The sequence below is a fragment of the Mycobacterium heidelbergense genome (assembly GCF_050205645.1).
Lineage (GTDB): Bacteria > Actinomycetota > Actinomycetes > Mycobacteriales > Mycobacteriaceae > Mycobacterium > Mycobacterium heidelbergense_A.
The window spans coordinates 61,653-79,039 of record NZ_JBNMQT010000004.1 but is presented as its reverse complement, the minus strand read 5'-3'; the positions used below and the strand labels follow the sequence as shown (position 1 = coordinate 79,039).

15 protein-coding genes are annotated in these 17,387 nt (G+C 69.6%); 5 read left to right on the top strand and 10 right to left on the bottom strand.

Translation table 11 applies throughout. The annotated features are described in order from the left end of the window. Nucleotides 1-103 precede the first annotated feature (103 nt). From ACQI5H_RS05555 to mqo, 7 genes are all read right to left on the bottom strand, one after another. Nucleotides 104-1,696 (bottom strand): MFS transporter, encoded by a 1,593-nt coding sequence (locus ACQI5H_RS05555; RefSeq protein ID WP_427078406.1) that lies wholly within the window; start codon nt 1,694-1,696, stop codon nt 104-106. A gap of 33 nt (nt 1,697-1,729) precedes the next feature. Then, complete coding sequence (cobA, locus tag ACQI5H_RS05550; protein ID WP_427078405.1) at nt 1,730-2,938, bottom strand: uroporphyrinogen-III C-methyltransferase; 1,209 nt, start codon at nt 2,936-2,938, stop codon at nt 1,730-1,732. A 67-nt stretch (nt 2,939-3,005) separates the two neighbouring features. Further along, nucleotides 3,006-4,400: a cobyrinate a,c-diamide synthase gene (locus ACQI5H_RS05545; protein ID WP_427078601.1), complete on the bottom strand. Its 1,395-nt coding sequence runs from the start codon at nt 4,398-4,400 to the stop codon at nt 3,006-3,008. Then, the gene (cobO, locus tag ACQI5H_RS05540) at nt 4,397-5,011 is read right to left on the bottom strand and encodes a cob(I)yrinic acid a,c-diamide adenosyltransferase (RefSeq protein WP_427078404.1); all 615 of its coding nucleotides are present in this window, start codon (nt 5,009-5,011) and stop codon (nt 4,397-4,399) included. The genes ACQI5H_RS05545 and cobO overlap by 4 nt, the downstream gene beginning before the upstream one ends. Before the next feature lie 15 nt (nt 5,012-5,026). After that, entirely contained in the window at nt 5,027-6,925 is a 1,899-nt protein-coding gene (locus tag ACQI5H_RS05535) for a magnesium chelatase subunit D family protein (protein ID WP_427078403.1), read from the bottom strand. Between the two features lie 8 nt (nt 6,926-6,933). Further along, on the bottom strand, nt 6,934-7,404 hold the full coding sequence (locus ACQI5H_RS05530; RefSeq protein ID WP_427078402.1) for a GNAT family N-acetyltransferase: 471 nt from the start codon (nt 7,402-7,404) through the stop codon (nt 6,934-6,936). Beyond that, a complete protein-coding gene (gene mqo / locus ACQI5H_RS05525; RefSeq protein ID WP_427078401.1) occupies nt 7,401-8,897 on the bottom strand; it encodes a malate dehydrogenase (quinone) in 1,497 nt (498 codons plus the stop codon). Before mqo ends, ACQI5H_RS05530 begins: the two co-directional genes overlap by 4 nt. Nucleotides 8,898-9,038: 141 nt before the next feature. Between mqo and ACQI5H_RS05520 the strand changes: the two genes are divergently transcribed. From ACQI5H_RS05520 to ACQI5H_RS05500, 5 genes are read left to right on the top strand one after another with little or no spacing between them, the layout of a single operon-like run. Further along, nucleotides 9,039-10,061, top strand: a complete 1,023-nt coding sequence (locus ACQI5H_RS05520; protein ID WP_427078600.1) for an alpha/beta hydrolase — start codon at nt 9,039-9,041, stop codon at nt 10,059-10,061. Nucleotides 10,062-10,065: 4 nt separating this feature from the next. Further along, complete coding sequence (gene mtr / locus ACQI5H_RS05515) at nt 10,066-11,445, top strand: mycothione reductase (protein WP_427078400.1); 1,380 nt, start codon at nt 10,066-10,068, stop codon at nt 11,443-11,445. An 8-nt stretch (nt 11,446-11,453) separates the two neighbouring features. Next, the gene (locus tag ACQI5H_RS05510; RefSeq protein WP_427078399.1) at nt 11,454-12,527 is read left to right on the top strand and encodes a HoxN/HupN/NixA family nickel/cobalt transporter; all 1,074 of its coding nucleotides are present in this window, start codon (nt 11,454-11,456) and stop codon (nt 12,525-12,527) included. A 16-nt stretch (nt 12,528-12,543) separates the two neighbouring features. Continuing rightward, the gene (locus tag ACQI5H_RS05505) at nt 12,544-13,665 is read left to right on the top strand and encodes an alkaline phosphatase family protein (protein WP_427078398.1); all 1,122 of its coding nucleotides are present in this window, start codon (nt 12,544-12,546) and stop codon (nt 13,663-13,665) included. A 29-nt stretch (nt 13,666-13,694) separates the two neighbouring features. Then, nucleotides 13,695-14,531: an isocitrate lyase/PEP mutase family protein gene (locus tag ACQI5H_RS05500; RefSeq protein ID WP_427078397.1), complete on the top strand. Its 837-nt coding sequence runs from the start codon at nt 13,695-13,697 to the stop codon at nt 14,529-14,531. Here the strand turns inward: ACQI5H_RS05500 and ACQI5H_RS05495 are convergent. From ACQI5H_RS05495 to ACQI5H_RS05485, 3 genes are read right to left on the bottom strand one after another with little or no spacing between them, the layout of a single operon-like run. After that, a complete protein-coding gene (locus ACQI5H_RS05495; protein WP_427078396.1) occupies nt 14,528-15,307 on the bottom strand; it encodes a 3-oxoacyl-ACP reductase in 780 nt (259 codons plus the stop codon). The genes ACQI5H_RS05500 and ACQI5H_RS05495 overlap by 4 nt on opposite strands. Continuing rightward, nucleotides 15,307-16,677, bottom strand: coding sequence for an aldehyde dehydrogenase family protein (locus ACQI5H_RS05490; protein ID WP_427078395.1), 1,371 nt, complete (start codon nt 16,675-16,677; stop codon nt 15,307-15,309). Before ACQI5H_RS05490 ends, ACQI5H_RS05495 begins: the two co-directional genes overlap by 1 nt. Continuing rightward, entirely contained in the window at nt 16,674-17,381 is a 708-nt protein-coding gene (locus ACQI5H_RS05485; protein ID WP_427078394.1) for a gamma-glutamyl-gamma-aminobutyrate hydrolase family protein, read from the bottom strand. The genes ACQI5H_RS05490 and ACQI5H_RS05485 overlap by 4 nt, the downstream gene beginning before the upstream one ends. Nucleotides 17,382-17,387 lie beyond the last annotated feature (6 nt).

The window sequence follows — 17,387 nt, the reverse complement described above, 5'->3', positions numbered from 1 at the left end:
GGGCAAGCCTAGTGGCGGCGGTTTCGGCGAAGGAAATCTGAGTGTGCGCTTACGGCTCGGAAAGTGCGGTCAGGGCGCCTCAGAGGCACACGGAAAGCCTGCGTCAGAGTTCCCCGGCGTCGATCGCGTCCTTGACTTCCTGGGCGTGCGCGACCTGCTCGGGGGTGTAGCCGATCAACAGCGCCGCGCCGCCGACGATGACGGCCACCCCGGCCACCCACAGCAGGCCGTAGGTGTAGCCGTGGTCGAGCGCGTGCAGCTGAGCGTCGTTCATGAACTTCACCGGGCCGGTGGTCCCGCCGAGGTACAGCGTGCGCGAGGTGATCACGGCCTGAATGACCGCCAGCACCAGCGGGCCGCCCAGGCTCTGCAGCATCAGCGCGATCGCGGACACCGGGCCGATCCGGTCGAATCCGACGCCGGCGATCGCCGACAGCGTCAGCGGCACGACGGCCATGCCGATGCCGATTCCGCCGACGACGATGGGCAGCACCAGGTTGGGGAAGTAGGGCACGCCGCGGTTCATGAACGCCCAGCCGTAGATCATCGCCCAGAACAGCAGGACCCCGCCGCCGATCGTCAGCACCCGGGGCGAAAACCGCGACACCAGTTGCGAAGACACGCCCAGGCCGATGCCCATCGCGATGACGAACGGAATGAAGCCGACGCCCGCGCGCAGCGCGCTGTAGCCCAGGATGTCCTGCACGTACAGACCGATGGACACGGTCAGGCTGAACATGAGCCCGCCGGCGAGGAAGATCGCGACGAACGTGACCAGCCGGTTGCGGTCACGGAACAAGTCGAACGGCACGACGGGGTTGTCGGCGGTGCGCTCAACGATCGCGAAGGCGATGGCGGCGGCCAAAGCCACCACGCCCGAGCCGATGGTGGTGGGTGAGACCCATCCCTTTTCCGGACCCATCGAGAACGCGTAAACGGCGGCGGTGCACGCCAGCGTGGCCAGCATCGCCCCGGTGGCGTCGAGCTTCATCCGCTCCCGGTTGGTTTCCCGCAGCGCGGTGCGGGCCAGGTAGATCATCACCAGCCCGATCGGCACGTTCACGATGAACGCCAGCCGCCACGACACCTCGGTGAGCGCCCCGCCGACCACCAGACCCATCACGGATCCGATCGCGGTCATCGCGGCGAACACGGCCGTCGCGGCGTTGCGCGCCGGCCCCTTCGGGAAGGTGGTCGCGACCAACGCCAGACCGGTCGGCGATGCAATGGCCGACCCGATGCCCTGCAGCAGCCGGGCGATGACCATCGTCGCCTCGTCCCATGCCACGGCGCACAGCACCGAGGAGATGGTGAACAGGGTGACGCCGACGATGAAGGTGCGCTTTCGCCCGATGGTGTCGCCGAGGCGCCCGCCGAGCAGCATCAGCCCGCCGAAGGTGAGCACGTAGGCGGTGATCACCCAGCTACGGCCGGCATCGGACAGGCTGAGCTCGTTTTGAATCTTAGGAAGCGCGACGATGGCGACGGTGCTGTCCATGGTCGCCAACAGCTGCATCCCACCGATCGCGATAACCGCTGCGATGAAACGGCGAGAGGGCAGCCATGCGGGGTAATACCTGCTCATACGTGTGGGGGCGGTCTCCGCCGGACGCGTGGCGCGCATCGGGGCTGGACGATCGGGGCGCGCGGCCGTCCAATTGTGGACTGCGCGCTCACTGTCGTTGAGAGCCGTCATATCGGGTTACCTTACAGTAATCTTAAGATTTGTTTAAACGCCGAACGCCGCCACCGGGCCGATGACGATGATCGCGGGAGGTCGAATCCCCTCGGCGCGAATCTTCTCTGGCGTGTCGGCGAGAGTCGACCGCAACGTCTGCTGAGCGGCCGTCGTTCCATGCTGTACTACCAGCACCGGCGTCTCCGCAGGTCGCCCCCCTTCCAGCAGGGCGTCGACGAAGAGCTCGATGCGTTCGACCGCCATCAGCAAAACGATCGTGCCGGACATTGCTGCCAGCGCATCCCAATTCACTAACGATTCGGGGTGACCGGGCGGCAGGTGGCCGCTGACCACCACGAACTCGTGATTTACCGCCCGATGGGTGACGGGAACGCCGACCGAGGCGGGCACCGCTATGGCGCTTGTCACACCCGGCACCACCGTGACGGGAATCCCGGCGTCGGCGCACGCCAGCACTTCTTCGTAGCCACGCGCGAACACAAAAGGGTCGCCGCCCTTGAGGCGCACCACGAAGTTGCCGGCCCGGGCCCGGTCGATCATGACCTCGTTGATCGCGTCCTGCGCCATGGCCCGGCCGTACGGAATCTTCGCGGCGTCAATGACTTCCACCTGCGGCGGTAGTTCGGCGAGCAGCTCGGGCGGCGCCAGCCGGTCGGCGACGACCACGTCGGCCTGGGTGAGCAGCCGGCGGCCACGTACGGTGATCAGTTCAGGGTCGCCGGGACCGCCACCGATCAGCGCCACCCCGCCGCGCACGACGTCGGAGCTCTCTTCGGCGGTTTCCGGGATGATCACCCCGGTCTGCAGCGCCTCGCGGATGGCCGACCGGATCGCCGCGGACCGGCGGTGCTCGCCGCCGGCCAACACCCCGACCGATAACCCCGCGTAACTGAAGGACGCCGGGGTCACCGCGGTCCCCTCGACCGCGATGTCGGCGCGGACGCAAAAGATCTGGCGCCGGTCGGCCTCGTCGACCACCGCGGCGTTCACGAGCGCGTCGTCCGTGGCCGCGATGGCGTACCAGGCGCCGGCGAGGTCCCCGTCGCGGTATTCGCGCAACGACAAGGTGATTCCGCTCATCGCCTCGACGGCGCGGGTGACTGTGCGGGAGATGACGTGGACGTTGGCGCCGGTCGCGATGAGCAAGGGTAGACGACGCTGCGCGACGGTTCCCCCGCCGACCACAACGACCTTCTTACCGGCCAGCCGCAATCCGACCAGATAGGCGCTCTCGGTCACCCGCCAAGCCTAGTGGCGATCGCGAGCGCGGCGGTCACGCCGGGCGCTGCGGGTCGCCACCATCGGCTCAAGGGGTGCTCGATGGCCGTTCGGCCCTCACGGCGTGCGCGACGAAGCGCGCCACCGCGTCCGGCACCGCCGCCGGATGGGTGTGTAGGTACGACGCGTGCACACCGCCGCTCACCGCCCCTTCTCGCACGCCGTCGCGCACGGTGTCCACGCCCTCACCGCGATACACCCACGCCGGCTGGTAACCGTCGGTGAATGTGACTGCGGTTCGGTGGAATTCGTGGCCGACCACTCGCTCTCCGGTCGAATACAGCGACGAATCCGCGACGGCCACCGCGTCGCGATACGCCAACGTCAGCTGCGGGGTGAACCGAGCCGAGCCCGCCAGCACTCCACACATCGGATACCCGTCGAGTTCGTCGGCCAGATAGATCAGCCCGGCGCATTCGGCGTGCACCGGGGCGCCGGCGGCGGCGAGCTCGCTGATCTGCCGGCGGACGACGTCGTTGGCGGACAGCTCCGTGGTGAATTGCTCGGGGAAGCCGCCGGGCAGCAGCACCGCATCGGTGCCGTCGGGCAACGGATCGACCAGCGGGTCGAACTCGACGACGTCGGCGCCGGCGGCGCGCAGCAGCTCGGCATGTTCGGCGTAGCCGAAGCTGAACGCCCTGCCCGCCGCCACTGCCACGACAGCCTGGCCTCCCGGAGTCGCGCCCACCGCCGCCGCGGGATCCCACGGCGCATCGCTGACGCGCGCGGTCGCGGCCGCGGCCACGGCGCCCAGATCGACGTGGCGCGCGACCAAGTCCGTCATCGCCTCGACCGCCTGCCGGGCACGCCGCCCGTACTCGACGGCGGTGACGAGCCCCAAATACCTTGTGGGAAGCTCCAATTCGGTGAGGCGCGGAATCGCTCCGAGCACATCGACGCCGGCGTGCTCGCATGCCTGGCGCAGCACCTGCTCGTGTCGCGCCGACCCGACGCGGTTGAGGATGACACCGGCGATGCGGGTTGCGGTATCGAACGTTGAAAAGCCGTGCAGCAGAGCGGCAATGCTGTGGCTCTGGCCGCGTGCGTCGACCACCAGGATCACCGGGGCGCCCAGCAGACCGGCGACGTGGGCGGTGGAGCCAGCGGCCGGGGTGGTCGCGGCCGGCCCGATCCGCCCGTCGAAGAGTCCCATTACGCCCTCGATCACCGCGATGTCCGCACCACCGGCGCCGTGGGCGTAGAGCGGACCGATGAGCCGCTCGCCCACCAGCACCGGGTCCAGGTTGCGCCCGGGCCTCCCCGCGGCCAGCGTGTGGTAGCCGGGGTCGATGAAGTCGGGGCCCACCTTGAACGGCGCGACGGTGTGGCCGGCCCGGCGCAGTGCGCCCATCAAACCCGTTGCGACCGTGGTCTTTCCGCTGCCCGACGCTGGGGCGGCGACGACGACGGCGGGGACGCTCACCATTCGATGCCCTTTTGGCCCTTGCGCCCGGCGTCCATCGGGTGTTTGACCTTGCCCATCTCGGTGACCAGGTCGGCGGCCTCGACCAGTCGCGGCGGGGCATCGCGTCCGGTGATCACGACATGCTGCTGGCCGGGCCGGGCCGCCAGGACCTCCACCACCCGGTCCACGTCGACCCAGCCCCACTTCAGCGGATAGGTGAATTCGTCGAGCACGTAGAAGTCGTGGCACTGCGCGGCGAGCCTGCGCGAAATCTCCGCCCAGCCGTCGGCGGCCGCGGCGGCGTGGTCGGATTCGCCGCCCGCCTTACGCGACCAGGACCACCCGGCACCCATCTTGTGCCATTCGACGGCGCCCCCGACGCCGCGCTGGTCGTGCAACTGCGCGAGCTGACGGAATGCCGCCTCCTCGCCCACCTTCCACTTGGCGCTCTTGACGAACTGGAACACCGCGACGTCGAGCCCGGCGTTCCACGCCCGCAACGCCATTCCGAATGCCGCCGTCGACTTGCCCTTGCCGTCGCCGGTGTGGACGGCCAATATGGGCGCGTTGCGCCGCGCCCGGGTGGTCAGTCCATCGTCTGGAACCTGCAGCGGACGGCCTTGTGGCATAAGCGGTTACCCCTCTCAGGCGACGCTGCGCACGGCCCGCGCCAGATGATCGGCGTGCAACTGCTCCAGCCGTACCACCGGCGCACCCAGCCGACCGGCGAGCTGCCCGGCCAAGCCCAGCCGCACATGCGACGTCTCGCAGTCCACGACCACCGCGGCCGCGCCTTCGGCGACCAACCGTGCCGCCGCGGTTCGGCTGCGGCCCAACGGATCCGGCCCGGCGTTGGCACGGCCGTCGGTGAGCACCACCACCAGCGGACGGCGCGCGCGGTCGCGCGCCCTTTCCCGGACGATCAGCTCGCGCGCGGCCTGCAGCCCCTCGGCCAACGGTGTCCTGCCGCCGGTGTCGAACCGGCCGAGTCGCCGGCCCGCGATGTGCGCCGACGACGTCGGCGGCAGCAGCAGCCGCGCATCCTGGCCGCGGAACGTGATCACCGCGACCTTGTCGCGGCGCTGATAGGCGTCGCGCAGCAGCGACAGCGTGGCGCCGCTGACCGCGGCCATCCGGTCGCGGGCGGCCATCGAACCGGACGCGTCGACAACGAAGATCACCAGATTGCCCTCGCGGCCCTCGCGGATCGCCCGGCGCACGTCGTCCGGGCCCGGCCGCAGCGGCCCCGCGCCCGCGCGCTCGGCCGCCGACAGCAGGGTGGCGAACAGGTGCAGTCCGTGTGCCCCGGGACCGGTGTCGTCGCCGTCTGCGGCCGCCACCACCCTGCCGGAGACGTTGCGGGCCCGCGACCGTCGGCCCGGTGCGCCCTCGCCGACGCCCGGCACCCGCAGCGCCCGGGTGCGGAAGGTCTGCGCCGGCGGCGCGCTGGGCTTCGTCGACGATCGCAAGCGCGGCGAAGCCGGGCGCGGCGGGTCGTCGCCGATCGAGCTCGGCGGCTGCGGCTTGGCGTGTGAATTCGGTTGCGGTTCAGCATCATTGGCCGACAGACCGCCGCCGCCCGGGGGATCGGGTTCGGGTTCTGGGTCGCTACCCGCCTGCGCCAGGGCCTGGTCCAGCTGGTCGCGGTCGATGCCCGGATCGTCGAAGGGATCGCGGCGGCGCCGATGCGGCAGCGCCAGTTCGGCCGCCACCCGGATGTCCTGCTCCTCGACGGTGTTGGCGCCGCGCCAGGCGGCGTGCGCGGCGGCGGTGCGGGCCACCACCAGGTCGGCCCGCATGCCGTCGACGTCGAACGCCGCGCACAGCGCCGCGATGCGCCGTAATTCGTTGTCCGGCAACACCACCTCGTCGATCAGTGCACGCGCAGCCGCGATCCGGTGCGCCAGCTCCGCGTCGGCCTCCGCATAGCGCTCTGCGAACCCGTCCGGGTCGGCCTCATACGCCATCCGCTGCCGGATGACCTGCGCCCGCACGTCGACGTCACGCGACGCGTGGACGTCGACCGTGAGACCGAAGCGGTCCAGCAGCTGCGGGCGCAGTTCGCCCTCCTCGGGATTCATCGTGCCGATCAGCACGAAACGGGCCTCGTGCGAATGCGAGATGCCGTCGCGTTCGATGTGCACGCGTCCCATCGCCGCGGCGTCGAGCAGCACGTCGACCAGGTGATCGTGCAGCAGGTTGACCTCGTCGACGTAGAGCACGCCACCGTGCGCGCGGGCCAGCAGTCCCGGCGAGAACGCGTGCTCACCGTCGCGCAGCACGCGCTGCAGATCCAGCGAACCGATCACCCGGTCCTCCGTTGCGCCGAGCGGCATTTCGACCAGGCCGGCCCCTGCGCCGGCATCGCCACTCCCGGTCGCGGCGGACAGCAGCGCGGCAAGGCCGCGCACCGCGGTCGACTTGGCGGTGCCCTTCTCGCCGCGGATCAGCGCCCCGCCGATCTCGGGCCGCACGGCGCACAACAACAGCGCGAGCCGCAGCTGGTCATGCCCGACGATCGCGCTGAACGGATAGGGCTTCATGTCTGAATTCATGTCTGCGCCACCGGACGCCAGCCGGGCCGCAGCATCGGCACGTGCGGCACACCGTCGTCGACGAAATCGTCACCGTCGCGGACGAATCCGTGATGGGCATACATGTCCGCGAGATAGGTCTGCGCGTTGATCCGGCACGGGTAGTCACCCACCTCGGCCAGCGCGGCTGCCAGCAGCCGGGTGGTGTGGCCCTGGCCGCGCGCTGTGCGCTTGGTGCACAGCCGGCCGAGCCGGAACGCCTTCTCGCCGCCGGCGTGCTCCTCCATCAGCCGCAGCGTACAGATCACCTCCCCGTCGGGTGTCTCCAGCCAGAAGTGCCGGGTCTCGGCGAGCAGGTCGCGCCCATCCAGCTCCGGATACGGGATCGCCTGCTCGACGACGAAGACCTCCACCCGAAGCTTGAGCAACTCGTAAAGAGTCGCAGCGTCAAGGTCTTTGGCCCAACTGCGGCGCAGCGCCACCGTCATGATCGCCCCCTGGAATCTAACTGCAGTACCTTGGTTCCCCACGACCACACCTCGTCGTACAACGCCGGCTCACGGGATAGCTCGAACCCCAGCGACGGCACCATCTCTTTGAGCGTCGGCAGCCACGATGGGTACCGGTTGGCGAAGCAGCGCCGCAGCACATCGAGCATGGCCGGCACGGCCGTCGATGCGCCCGGCGAACCCCCGAGCAGTCCCGCGATGGTGCCGTCGGCGTCGCTCAGCACGGTGGTGACGAACTCGAGCACCCCGCCCTTGCGGCGGTCCCGGCGGATCACCTGCACGCGCTGGCCCGCAGTGGTCAGCTCCCAGTCCGAATCCACCGCGCCGGGCGCGAATTCGCGCAGCGCGCGCACCCGATCCGGTCCGGAGAGCCGCAGCTGGGCGATCAGATAATTGATCAGCGTCAGTTGGGTGACGCCAACACCGAGCATCGACAACACGTTATCGGGCTTGATCGACCGCGGCAGGTCGGAGAAGTGGCCGTGCTTCAAGAACTTCGGCGACCAGCCGGCATAGGGCCCGAACACCAGCCACGGCTTGCCGTTGACGAACCGCAGGTCCAGGTGCAGCGCCCCGAGCGGCGGGGCCCCCGGCGCGGGAACGCCGTACACCTTGGCCTGGTGGGCGGCGGCGAGCGTCGGGTTGCCGGCGCGCAGGAACCGGCCGCCGATGGGGAATCCGGCGAAGCCCTTGACCTCCTTGATGCCCGACTTCTGCAGCAGCGGCAGGGCGTCGCCACCGGCGCCGACGAAGACGAATTTGGCGTTGCAGCGGCGTTTTTCGCCGGTGCGGCGATTGCGGACCAGCAGCGTCCAGCTGCCGTCGGATTGGCGGCGCAGGTCGCGGACCTCGTGACCGAACAGCGCGGTGGCGCCGCCCCGCACGCAAAAGCCGATGAGCTGGCGGGCCAGCGCGCCGAAGTCGACGTCGGTGCCCGCGGCGGCCCAGTTGAGCGCGATCGGCTCGGCAAAGTCACGTTGGGCGGCCATGAACGGCAGCCGGCGGGTGAACTCGCCGGCGTCGGTGATCAATTCCGTGCCGGCGAACAGCGGATTGTCGGCCAGCGCCCGCTGACGCCGGCGCAGGTAGTCCACGCCCTCGGCGCCGTGGACGAAGCTCACGTGCGGGACGGCGTTGACGAAGCCGGGGTCGCCCAGCATGCCGTTCTCGACGGCATACGCCCAGAACTGGCGGGTCACCTGGAATTGCTCGTTGACGGCCACCGCTTTGGAGATGTCGATGGAGCCGTCGGCGCGCTGGGGCGTGTAGTTCATCTCGCACAGCCCGGCATGGCCGGTGCCCGCGTTGTTCCACGGGCTGCTGCTTTCGGCGGCGGCGGCGTCCAGCCGCTCGATCAGGGTGATCGCCCAGTTCGGCTCCAGCCGCCGCAGCAACGCACCCAACGTGGCGCTCATGATCCCCGCGCCCACCAGCACGACGTCGGTGTGCGCGGTCGCGGCCAGGTCCGACACCCCGATCGCCTGTCCTTCCCTCGACTGTGCCGGTCCAGGTTATCCCGGGGTTGCGGGCAAACGACGTGCGCCCGGCCGGCTCCAGCACAAGCTCTGACCACGCTTTAAGCTGGCCGCGTGGCTGGTGGGTTGACTGGCGGGGTGACTGGCTGGGTGGCCGATGTCTTGCCCGGGTATTGGCAGCGCACGCTCCCGCTGGGGCACGATCCCGCCGGCGAGGGCGATATCGCCGCAACCCTGATCCGGCGCGGCCCCGAGGCGGAGGCCGGCCGGGCCGATCACGCGGTGCTCGCGGTGCACGGCTACACCGACTACTTCTTCCACACCGCGCTGGCCGATCACTTCGCCGAGCGGGGTTTCGCGTTCTACGCGCTGGACATGCAGAAGTGCGGCCGTTCGCATCGCGAGGGCCAGACCCCGCACTACATCACCGACCTGGCCGCCTACGACGCCGAACTCGAACGGGCACTGGCCGTCATCAACGAGCAGCAGGAGCGGGCGAGGGTCCTGCTATACGGCCACTCCCTGGGCGGGCTCATCGTGCCGCTCTGGCTGGACCGGATGCGCCGACGCGGCGCGGCGGCGCACGCCGGCATCGGCGGCCTGGTGCTCAACAGCCCGTTTCTCGACCTGCACGGCCCGGCGATCCTGCGGTTGTTCGTCACCTCCGCGGCGATCGCCGGCCTGTCCCGAGTGCGCGCCAAGGGGGTGATCCGTTCCCCCACAGAAGGTGGTTACGGCACCACCCTGCACCGCGACTATGCCGGCGAGTTCGATTACAACCTGGCGTGGAAACCGTTGGGCGGCTTCCCGATCACCCTGGGGTGGCTACACGCGGTCCGCCGCGGCCAGGCGCGGCTGCACCGCGGGCTCGACGTCGGTGTTCCCAATCTGATCCTGCGCTCCGATCACAGCGTGCGCGAAACCAACGATGCGGCGGCCATGCAGCGCGGCGACGCGGTCCTCGACGTCACCCAGATCGCGCGGTGGGCGGGCTGCATCGGCAACCGCACCACCATCGTTCCGGTGACCGACGCCAAACACGACGTGTTCTTATCGCTACCGGAGCCGCGCCAGGTCGCCTACCGGCAATTGGACCTGTGGCTGGATCGCTACCTCGACACCAACAACACCGACGCGCAGGCGTCGTCCGGGAAGGGGTGACAGCGTGGAGACTTACGACATCGCGATCATCGGAACCGGTTCGGGCAACAGCATTCTCGATGAGCGCTATGCGAACAAACGTGCGGCGATCTGCGAGCAGGGCACCTTCGGGGGCACTTGCCTGAACGTCGGGTGCATCCCGACGAAGATGTTCGTCTACGCCGCCGGGGTCGCCGATGAGATCCGCGGCGCGGCGCGCTACGGCATCGACGCCCACATCGACCGGGTGCGCTGGGACGACATCGTCTCACGCGTATTCGGACGGATCGATCCGATCGCAATCAGCGGCGAGGACTATCGCCGCAGCGCGCCCAACGTCGACGTGTACCACCAGCACACCCGGTTCGGGCCGGTGCAGCCCGACGGGCGCTACTTGTTGCGCACGGACGCGGGCGAGGAATTCGCCGCCGATCAGGTGGTGATCGCGGCGGGCTCGCGGCCCGTCGTGCCGCCCGCGATCCTCGCATCCGGCGTCGAATACCACACCAGCGACACCGTGATGCGGATCCCCGAGTTGCCCGAGCACGTGGTGATCGTCGGAAGTGGCTTTGTGGCAGCCGAATTCGCGCATGTGTTCTCCGCGCTCGGAGTGCGGGTGACGCTGGTGATCCGGGGTGGCACGTTGCTGCGCCACCTCGACGACACCCTGTGCGAACGGTTCACCCGCATCGCCTCGAGCAAATGGGAACTGCGCACCCACCGCAACGTCGTCGCCGCTTTCAACCGTGGTTCCGGAATCGAGCTGGAACTCGACGACGGCTCCAAGTTGAACGCCGGCGTGCTGCTGGTGGCGACCGGCCGGTTGTCCAACGCCGATCTGCTGGACGCCGGCCAGGCCGGTGTCGACGTCGAGAACGGCCGGGTGGTGGTCGACGAATACCAACGGACCTCCGCGCGTGGGGTTTTCGCTCTCGGCGACGTCTCGTCGCCGTATCAGCTCAAGCACGTCGCCAACCACGAGGCCCGTGTTGTGCAGCGCAACCTGCTGTGCGACTGGGACGACACCGAGTCGATGGCCGTCACCGATCACCGCTACGTGCCGGCGGCGGTGTTCACCGACCCGCAGCTGGCATCGGTCGGATTGACCGAAAACCAGGCGGTCGCACGCGGATTCGACGTGTCGGTCGCGGTGCAGAACTACGGCGACGTCGCCTACGGCTGGGCGATGGAAGACAGCACCGGCATAGTCAAACTCGTCGCCGAGCGCAACAGCGGATGCCTGCTGGGCGCGCACATCATGGGCCACCAGGCGTCGTCGATCATCCAGCCCCTGATCCAGGCGATGAGCTTCGGGCTCACCGCCCCCGAAATGGCCCGCGGCCAGTACTGGATTCATCCCGCGCTGCCCGAGGTGGTCGAAAACGCGCTACTGGGCCTGTGCTGAGGACGGGCATGGCCATCGTGCGCGGCGCTCTGTCCCCCGCGGAATGGTGGCGATTGGGATCGATGCTCGCGGTGATCGTCGCCCTGCACCTGGTGGGTTGGGGCACGCTGGTGTTAATCGTCGACCCGGCTCGATTTAGTCTGGGCGGCAAGGCATTCGGCATCGGAGTCGGTCTTACGGCGTACACCCTTGGCATGCGGCACGCGTTCGACGCCGACCACATCGCCGCGATCGACAACACGACCCGCAAGCTGATGAGCGACGGCCATCGTCCCCTCGCCGTCGGATTCTTTTTCTCGCTGGGCCATTCCACGGTGGTGTTCGCGCTGGCGCTGCTGCTGGCGACCGGGGTGAGGGCCGTCGCCGGGCCGGTCGGGGACGATTCCTCGAAGCTGCACCACTACACGGGGCTGATCGGCACCGGCGTGTCGGGCGTGTTCCTGTATCTGATCGCGATACTCAACGTCATCGTGCTGGTCGGCATCGTGCGGGTGTTCGCGCGGTTGCGCCGCGGAGACTACGACCCCGACAGCGGCGCGGCGGAGCTCGAACGGCACCTGGAGAACCGCGGGATGCTCAACCGGCTGCTGGGCCGCTTCACCAAGTCCATCACGAAGTCCTCGCACATGTACCCGGTCGGATTGCTGTTCGGCCTCGGGTTCGACACCGCCACCGAGATCGCGCTGCTGGTGCTGGCGGGCACCAGCGCGGCCGCCGGACTGCCCTGGTACGCCATCCTGTGCCTGCCGGTGTTGTTCACCGCCGGCATGTGCCTGCTGGACACCCTCGACGGCTCGTTCATGAACTTCGCCTACGGCTGGGCCTTTTCGCGACCGGCGCGCAAGATCTACTACAACATCGCCATCACCGGGTTGTCGGTCGCCGTCGCGCTGCTGATCGGCAGCATCGAACTGCTCGGTCTGTTCGCCGGCCAGCTGGGGTGGCGGGGCCCGTTCTGGGAATGGCTGGGCAGCCTCGACCTCAACACCGTCGGCTTCGTCGTCGTCGGCATGTTCGTGGTCACCTGGGCCGGGGCCGTGCTCGTCTGGCGGTATGGCCGCCTCGAGGAAAAGTGGGCATAGAGAGATGGGGGTAGTCGTGCCCGGTTCGATCTGCGACGTGCTGCCCTCCGCGGCCGCACTGCTCGGGGCGCCCGGCGGGATCGACCGGTTGGGTCTGACCGAATCCGTCGGCCCGGTCGATCGCGTCGCGCTCATGCTGGTGGACGGGCTGGGCTGGCACCTGCTACCGGAGTTGGCCGGCAGCGCACCGCTGCTCGCGTCGGTGCTCGCCGGCGGCACCGGGCGGCTCAGCGAGCTCGCCTGCACCTTCCCGTCGACCACGCCGAGCAGCCTGGTATCGCTGGGCACCGGCGCGCAGCCGGGCGAGCACGGCATCCTGGGCTTCACGCTCAACGTCCCGGGCACCGATCGGGTGCTCAACCACATCCGCTGGCGCGACGACCCGCCGCACACCGAGTGGCAGCCGCTGCCGACCTGGTTCGAGCGGCTGCAGCGATCCGGCGTCAGCGCCCGGGCGGTGCTGCCGGCGCCGTTCCTGGGCAGCGGCCTCACCGACGCCGCGTATGGCGGTGCCGACTTCCGGCCGACACAGCCGTCCGACGACTACGCCCGGCGGCTGGGCGACGAGCTGGCGGCGGCGCCCGGGCTGGTCTACGGCTATACCGCCGACCTGGACACCGCGGCCCACGTGTTCGGCATCGGCTCGCCCCAATGGCACGAGGCGGCGGTGCGGGTCGACGCGCTGCTGACCCGCCTGGTCGAGACGCTGCCACCCGACGCGGCGCTGCTGGTGACCGCCGACCACGGCGGCCTCAACGTCCCGCCGGAAGCGCGCGTCGACCTCGACACCGACCCGCGGCTGGGCGAGGGGGTGCGGGTGGTCGCCGGCGAGCCGCGGGTGCGCTACCTGCACACCGAGCCCGGCGCGGCGGAGGGCGTGCGGTCCACTTGGAGCGAAGTGCTGGACGGCTGGGCCCAGGTCTACAGCCGCGAGGAGGCGGTGGCGACGGGCATGTTCGGCCCGGTCAACCCGGCGCACTGGGCGCGAATCGGCGATGTCGTCGTCGTCTGCACCGGCAATACCGCGGTGCTGGCCACCGGGCACGAACCGGTGGAAACGGCTCGCCTCATCGGTTTTCACGGCGGCGCAACACAGGCCGAAACGGCAATCCCGTTAATCGCCTTCACATCCGGCTAGCTGTCGGGCACCAGTGCTAGACCGTAGGTATGGATAGCACCGAGCGGGCCCGACGCGGCGAACGATTCCGGCAACTGCACACCGGCGGCGAGGTGCTCGTGCTCCCGAATCCCTGGGACATCGGCACCGCTCGATTGTTCGCCAACCTCGGATTCCACGCCCTGGCGACGACCAGTGCCGGCCTCGCGTTCTCGTTGGGCCGGCGCGACGGTGACGGCGCGGTCAGCCGGGACGAGACGCTCGAGCATGTGCGCACGATCATCGACGCGACGCCCCTGCCGGTGACGGCGGATCTGGAGAACGGCTTCGGGGAATCGCCCGAGGCGGTGGCGGAGACGGTCCGGCTGGCGGGTGAGATCGGCCTGGCCGGGGCGTCCATCGAAGACGCGACATACGACCCCGACGAGCCCATCTTCGCCCGCGAACTGGCGATCGAACGAATACAGGCCGCCGCGGAGGCAGCCCGCGCGCTGCCCTATCCCTTCACGTTGACGGCTCGCTCGGAGAACTTCATCCGGGGCCGTCCCGACCTCGACGACACCCTGTCGAGGCTGCGGGCATTCGAGGCCGCCGGCGCCGACGTGCTGTACGCGCCGGGCCTGCCCGACGAATCGGCGATCCGCCTGGCGTGCGGCAGCGTCACGAAACCGTTGAACTACGTGGCCGGCTTCGGGTCGACCCGATTCACCCTCGCCCAGCTCAAGGACTTCGGCGTGCGCAGGGTGAGCATCGGCACCTCGTTTTGCCGCGCCGGGCTGAGCGCCGTCGTTCGAGCCGCGCGTGAGGTGCTGGAGGAAGGGTCCTTCGACTATGTCGAGGGCATTCACTCAGTGGCCGAGTTCAACGAGCTCATCGATCCCGCCTAGAGCGGCGTGACGTAGGCGGAGCTGATGCCGCCGTCGACCAAGAACGTCGACGCGGTGATGAAGGACGCGTCGTCGCTGGCCAAAAACGCTACAGCGGAAGCGATTTCGTCGGGTTCGGCGAAGCGGCCCAGCGGCACGTGCACCAGCCGGCGCGCGGCGCGCTCGGGATCCTTGGCGAAGAGCTCGGCCAGCAGCGGGGTGTTGACCGGGCCCGGGCACAGCGCGTTGACGCGAATGCCCTGCCGGGCGAATTGCACGCCGAGTTCCCGCGACATCGCCAGCACCCCGCCCTTGGAGGCGGTATAGGAGATCTGCGATGTCGCCGATCCCAGCACCGCGACGAACGACGCGGTGTTGATGATCGAACCGCTGCCCGCGGGCACCATGTGGCGCAGCGCCGCCCGGCAGCACAGGTACACCGATGTGAGGTTGACGTCTTGGACTCGTTGCCACGCACGCAGCTCGGTGTTCTCGATCAGGTCGTCCTCGGGCGGCGAGATGCCCGCGTTGTTGAATGCGATGTCGACCGAGCCGTAGGTTTCCGCCGCGGTGTCGAAGAGGGCGTTGACGGCCTCCTCGTCGGAAACATCAACGGCCACAAACAATCCCGAAACCTCCTCGGCGGCAGCGGCGCCGGCGTCACGGTCGAGGTCGCCCACCACGATGGTCGCGCCCTCGGCGTGCATCCGGCGCGCCGCGGCCAGGCCGATGCCGCCGCCACCGCCCGTGACCACCGCCACCCGGCCCGCCAGCCGTCGGGTGAGATCGACCGGCATCACTGGCCCTCCTCTTTGATCGCGATGAACACGTTCTTGGTTTCGGTGAAGTGCAGTGGCGCGTCCGGGCCGAGCTCACGCCCCAGCCCCGACTGCTTGAATCCCCCGAATGGCGTGTTGTAGCGCACCGACGAGTGCGAGTTCACCGACAGGTTGCCGGATTCGACCGCGCGCGACACCCGCAGCGCGCGGGACAGGTCGTCGGTCCAGATCGATCCCGACAGACCGTATGCCGTGTCGTTGGCCAGCGTGATGGCGTCGTGCTCGTCGTCGAAGGCCTGCACGGTGACGACCGGGCCGAAGATCTCGTCGGTGACGCTGCGGTCGGTGGGCCGCGGGGTCAGAACCGTTGGCGGAAACCAGAATCCACGCCCGGTGGGGGCGCTGCCGCGAAACGCGATGGGAGCCCCGTCGGGCACATAGGAGGCCACCTTGTCGCGGTGCGCCGCCGACACCAGCGGACCCATCTCGGTGTCGCGGGATGTCGGGTCCCCGACCACCACGCCTTGCACCGCGGGCTCGAGCAGCTCCATGAACCGGTCATAAACGCTGCGCTGCACCAGGATCCGGCTGCGGGCACAGCAATCCTGGCCGGCGTTGTCGAACACCCCGGCCGGCGCGGTCGCCGCGGCCCGCTCCACGTCGCAGTCGGCGAAGACGATGTTCGCGCTTTTCCCGCCGAGTTCCAGCGTCACCCGCTTGACGTGGGCGGCCGCGGTGGCCATCACCTTCTTGCCGACCTCGGTGGACCCGGTGAACACAATCTTGCGAATGTCGGGATGGGCGACGAACCGCTCCCCGACCACCGCGCCCTTCCCGGGCAGCACCTGCAGCAGATCCGCGTCCAACCCGGCCTCGAGCGCCAGCTCACCGAGCCGGATGGTGGTCAGCGGCGTCAACTCCGCGGGCTTGACCAGCACGGCGTTGCCCGCGGCCAGCGCCGGCGCGATGCCCCACGATGCGATCATCATCGGGAAGTTCCAGGGCGTGATCACCCCGACCACGCCCAGCGGTTCGTTGAAGGTGACGTCGAGGCCCCCGGCCACGGGAATCTGCTTGCCCGACAACCGTTCCGGGCTGGCGGCATAGTACGTCAGCACGTCGCGGACATGGGCGGCTTCCCATTCGGCCGACGCGATGGGGTGACCGGAATTGGCGACCTCGAGCGCGGCCAGCTCGTCGAGATGGGCGTCGACCACCGCGGCGAAGGCGCGCAGGCCGGCCGCCCGTTCCGCCGGCGACAACCGTGCCCAGCGCCGCTGGGCCGCCCGCGCCCGGCCGACCGCGTCGTCGACGGCGGCGGCATCGGCGTGCCGCACCGAGCGCAGCACTTCCTCGGTGGCGGGGTTGATCAGCTGCGCCGTGCTCATCGGCCGTCCGCGTAGGACCGCGCGGCGTCGACGACCGCCTTGAACAGTCGCAGGTCGCCCAGGGTCTGCTCCGGATGCCATTGCACCGCGAGGACGAAGTGATCGCCGGGCAGCTCCAATCCCTCGACGACGCCGTCGGCGTCCCACGCGCTGACCACCAGCGGATGACCCACCTTGTCGATGGCCTGATGGTGATAGCACGACGCGTCGGTGGATTCCCCCATCAGCGCGGCCAGCCGCGTCCCCGGCACCGTCCGCACCGGCAGCGTGGTGAACACGGCGTTGCCGGCCCGATGCCGACCGTGGCCGAGCACATCGGGCAGGTGCTGGTGCAGCGTGCCGCCGAACGCGACGTTGAGCACCTGCGCGCCGCGGCAGATCCCCAGCACCGGGAGCCCTCGGTCCAGCGCGCCCCGCAACAGTGCGAGCTCCCAAGCGTCGCGCACGGTGCGCGGCTGGTCGGTGGTCGGATGCGGCGGCTGCCCGTAGGCGGCGGGGTCGAGATCGTAACCGCCGGTGATCACCAAGGCGTCCAGGCTGTCCAGCGCCGCGCTGACGGCGTCGGCATCGGCCGGCTGCGGCGGCAGCAACACCGCGACCCCGCCCGCATCGACGACGCCCTGGAAGTAGTCCGCGGGCAGATAGCCGGCCGGTACGTCCCAGATTCCCGCCCGCACCCGCTCCAGGTAGGTGGTCAGGCCCACGACCGG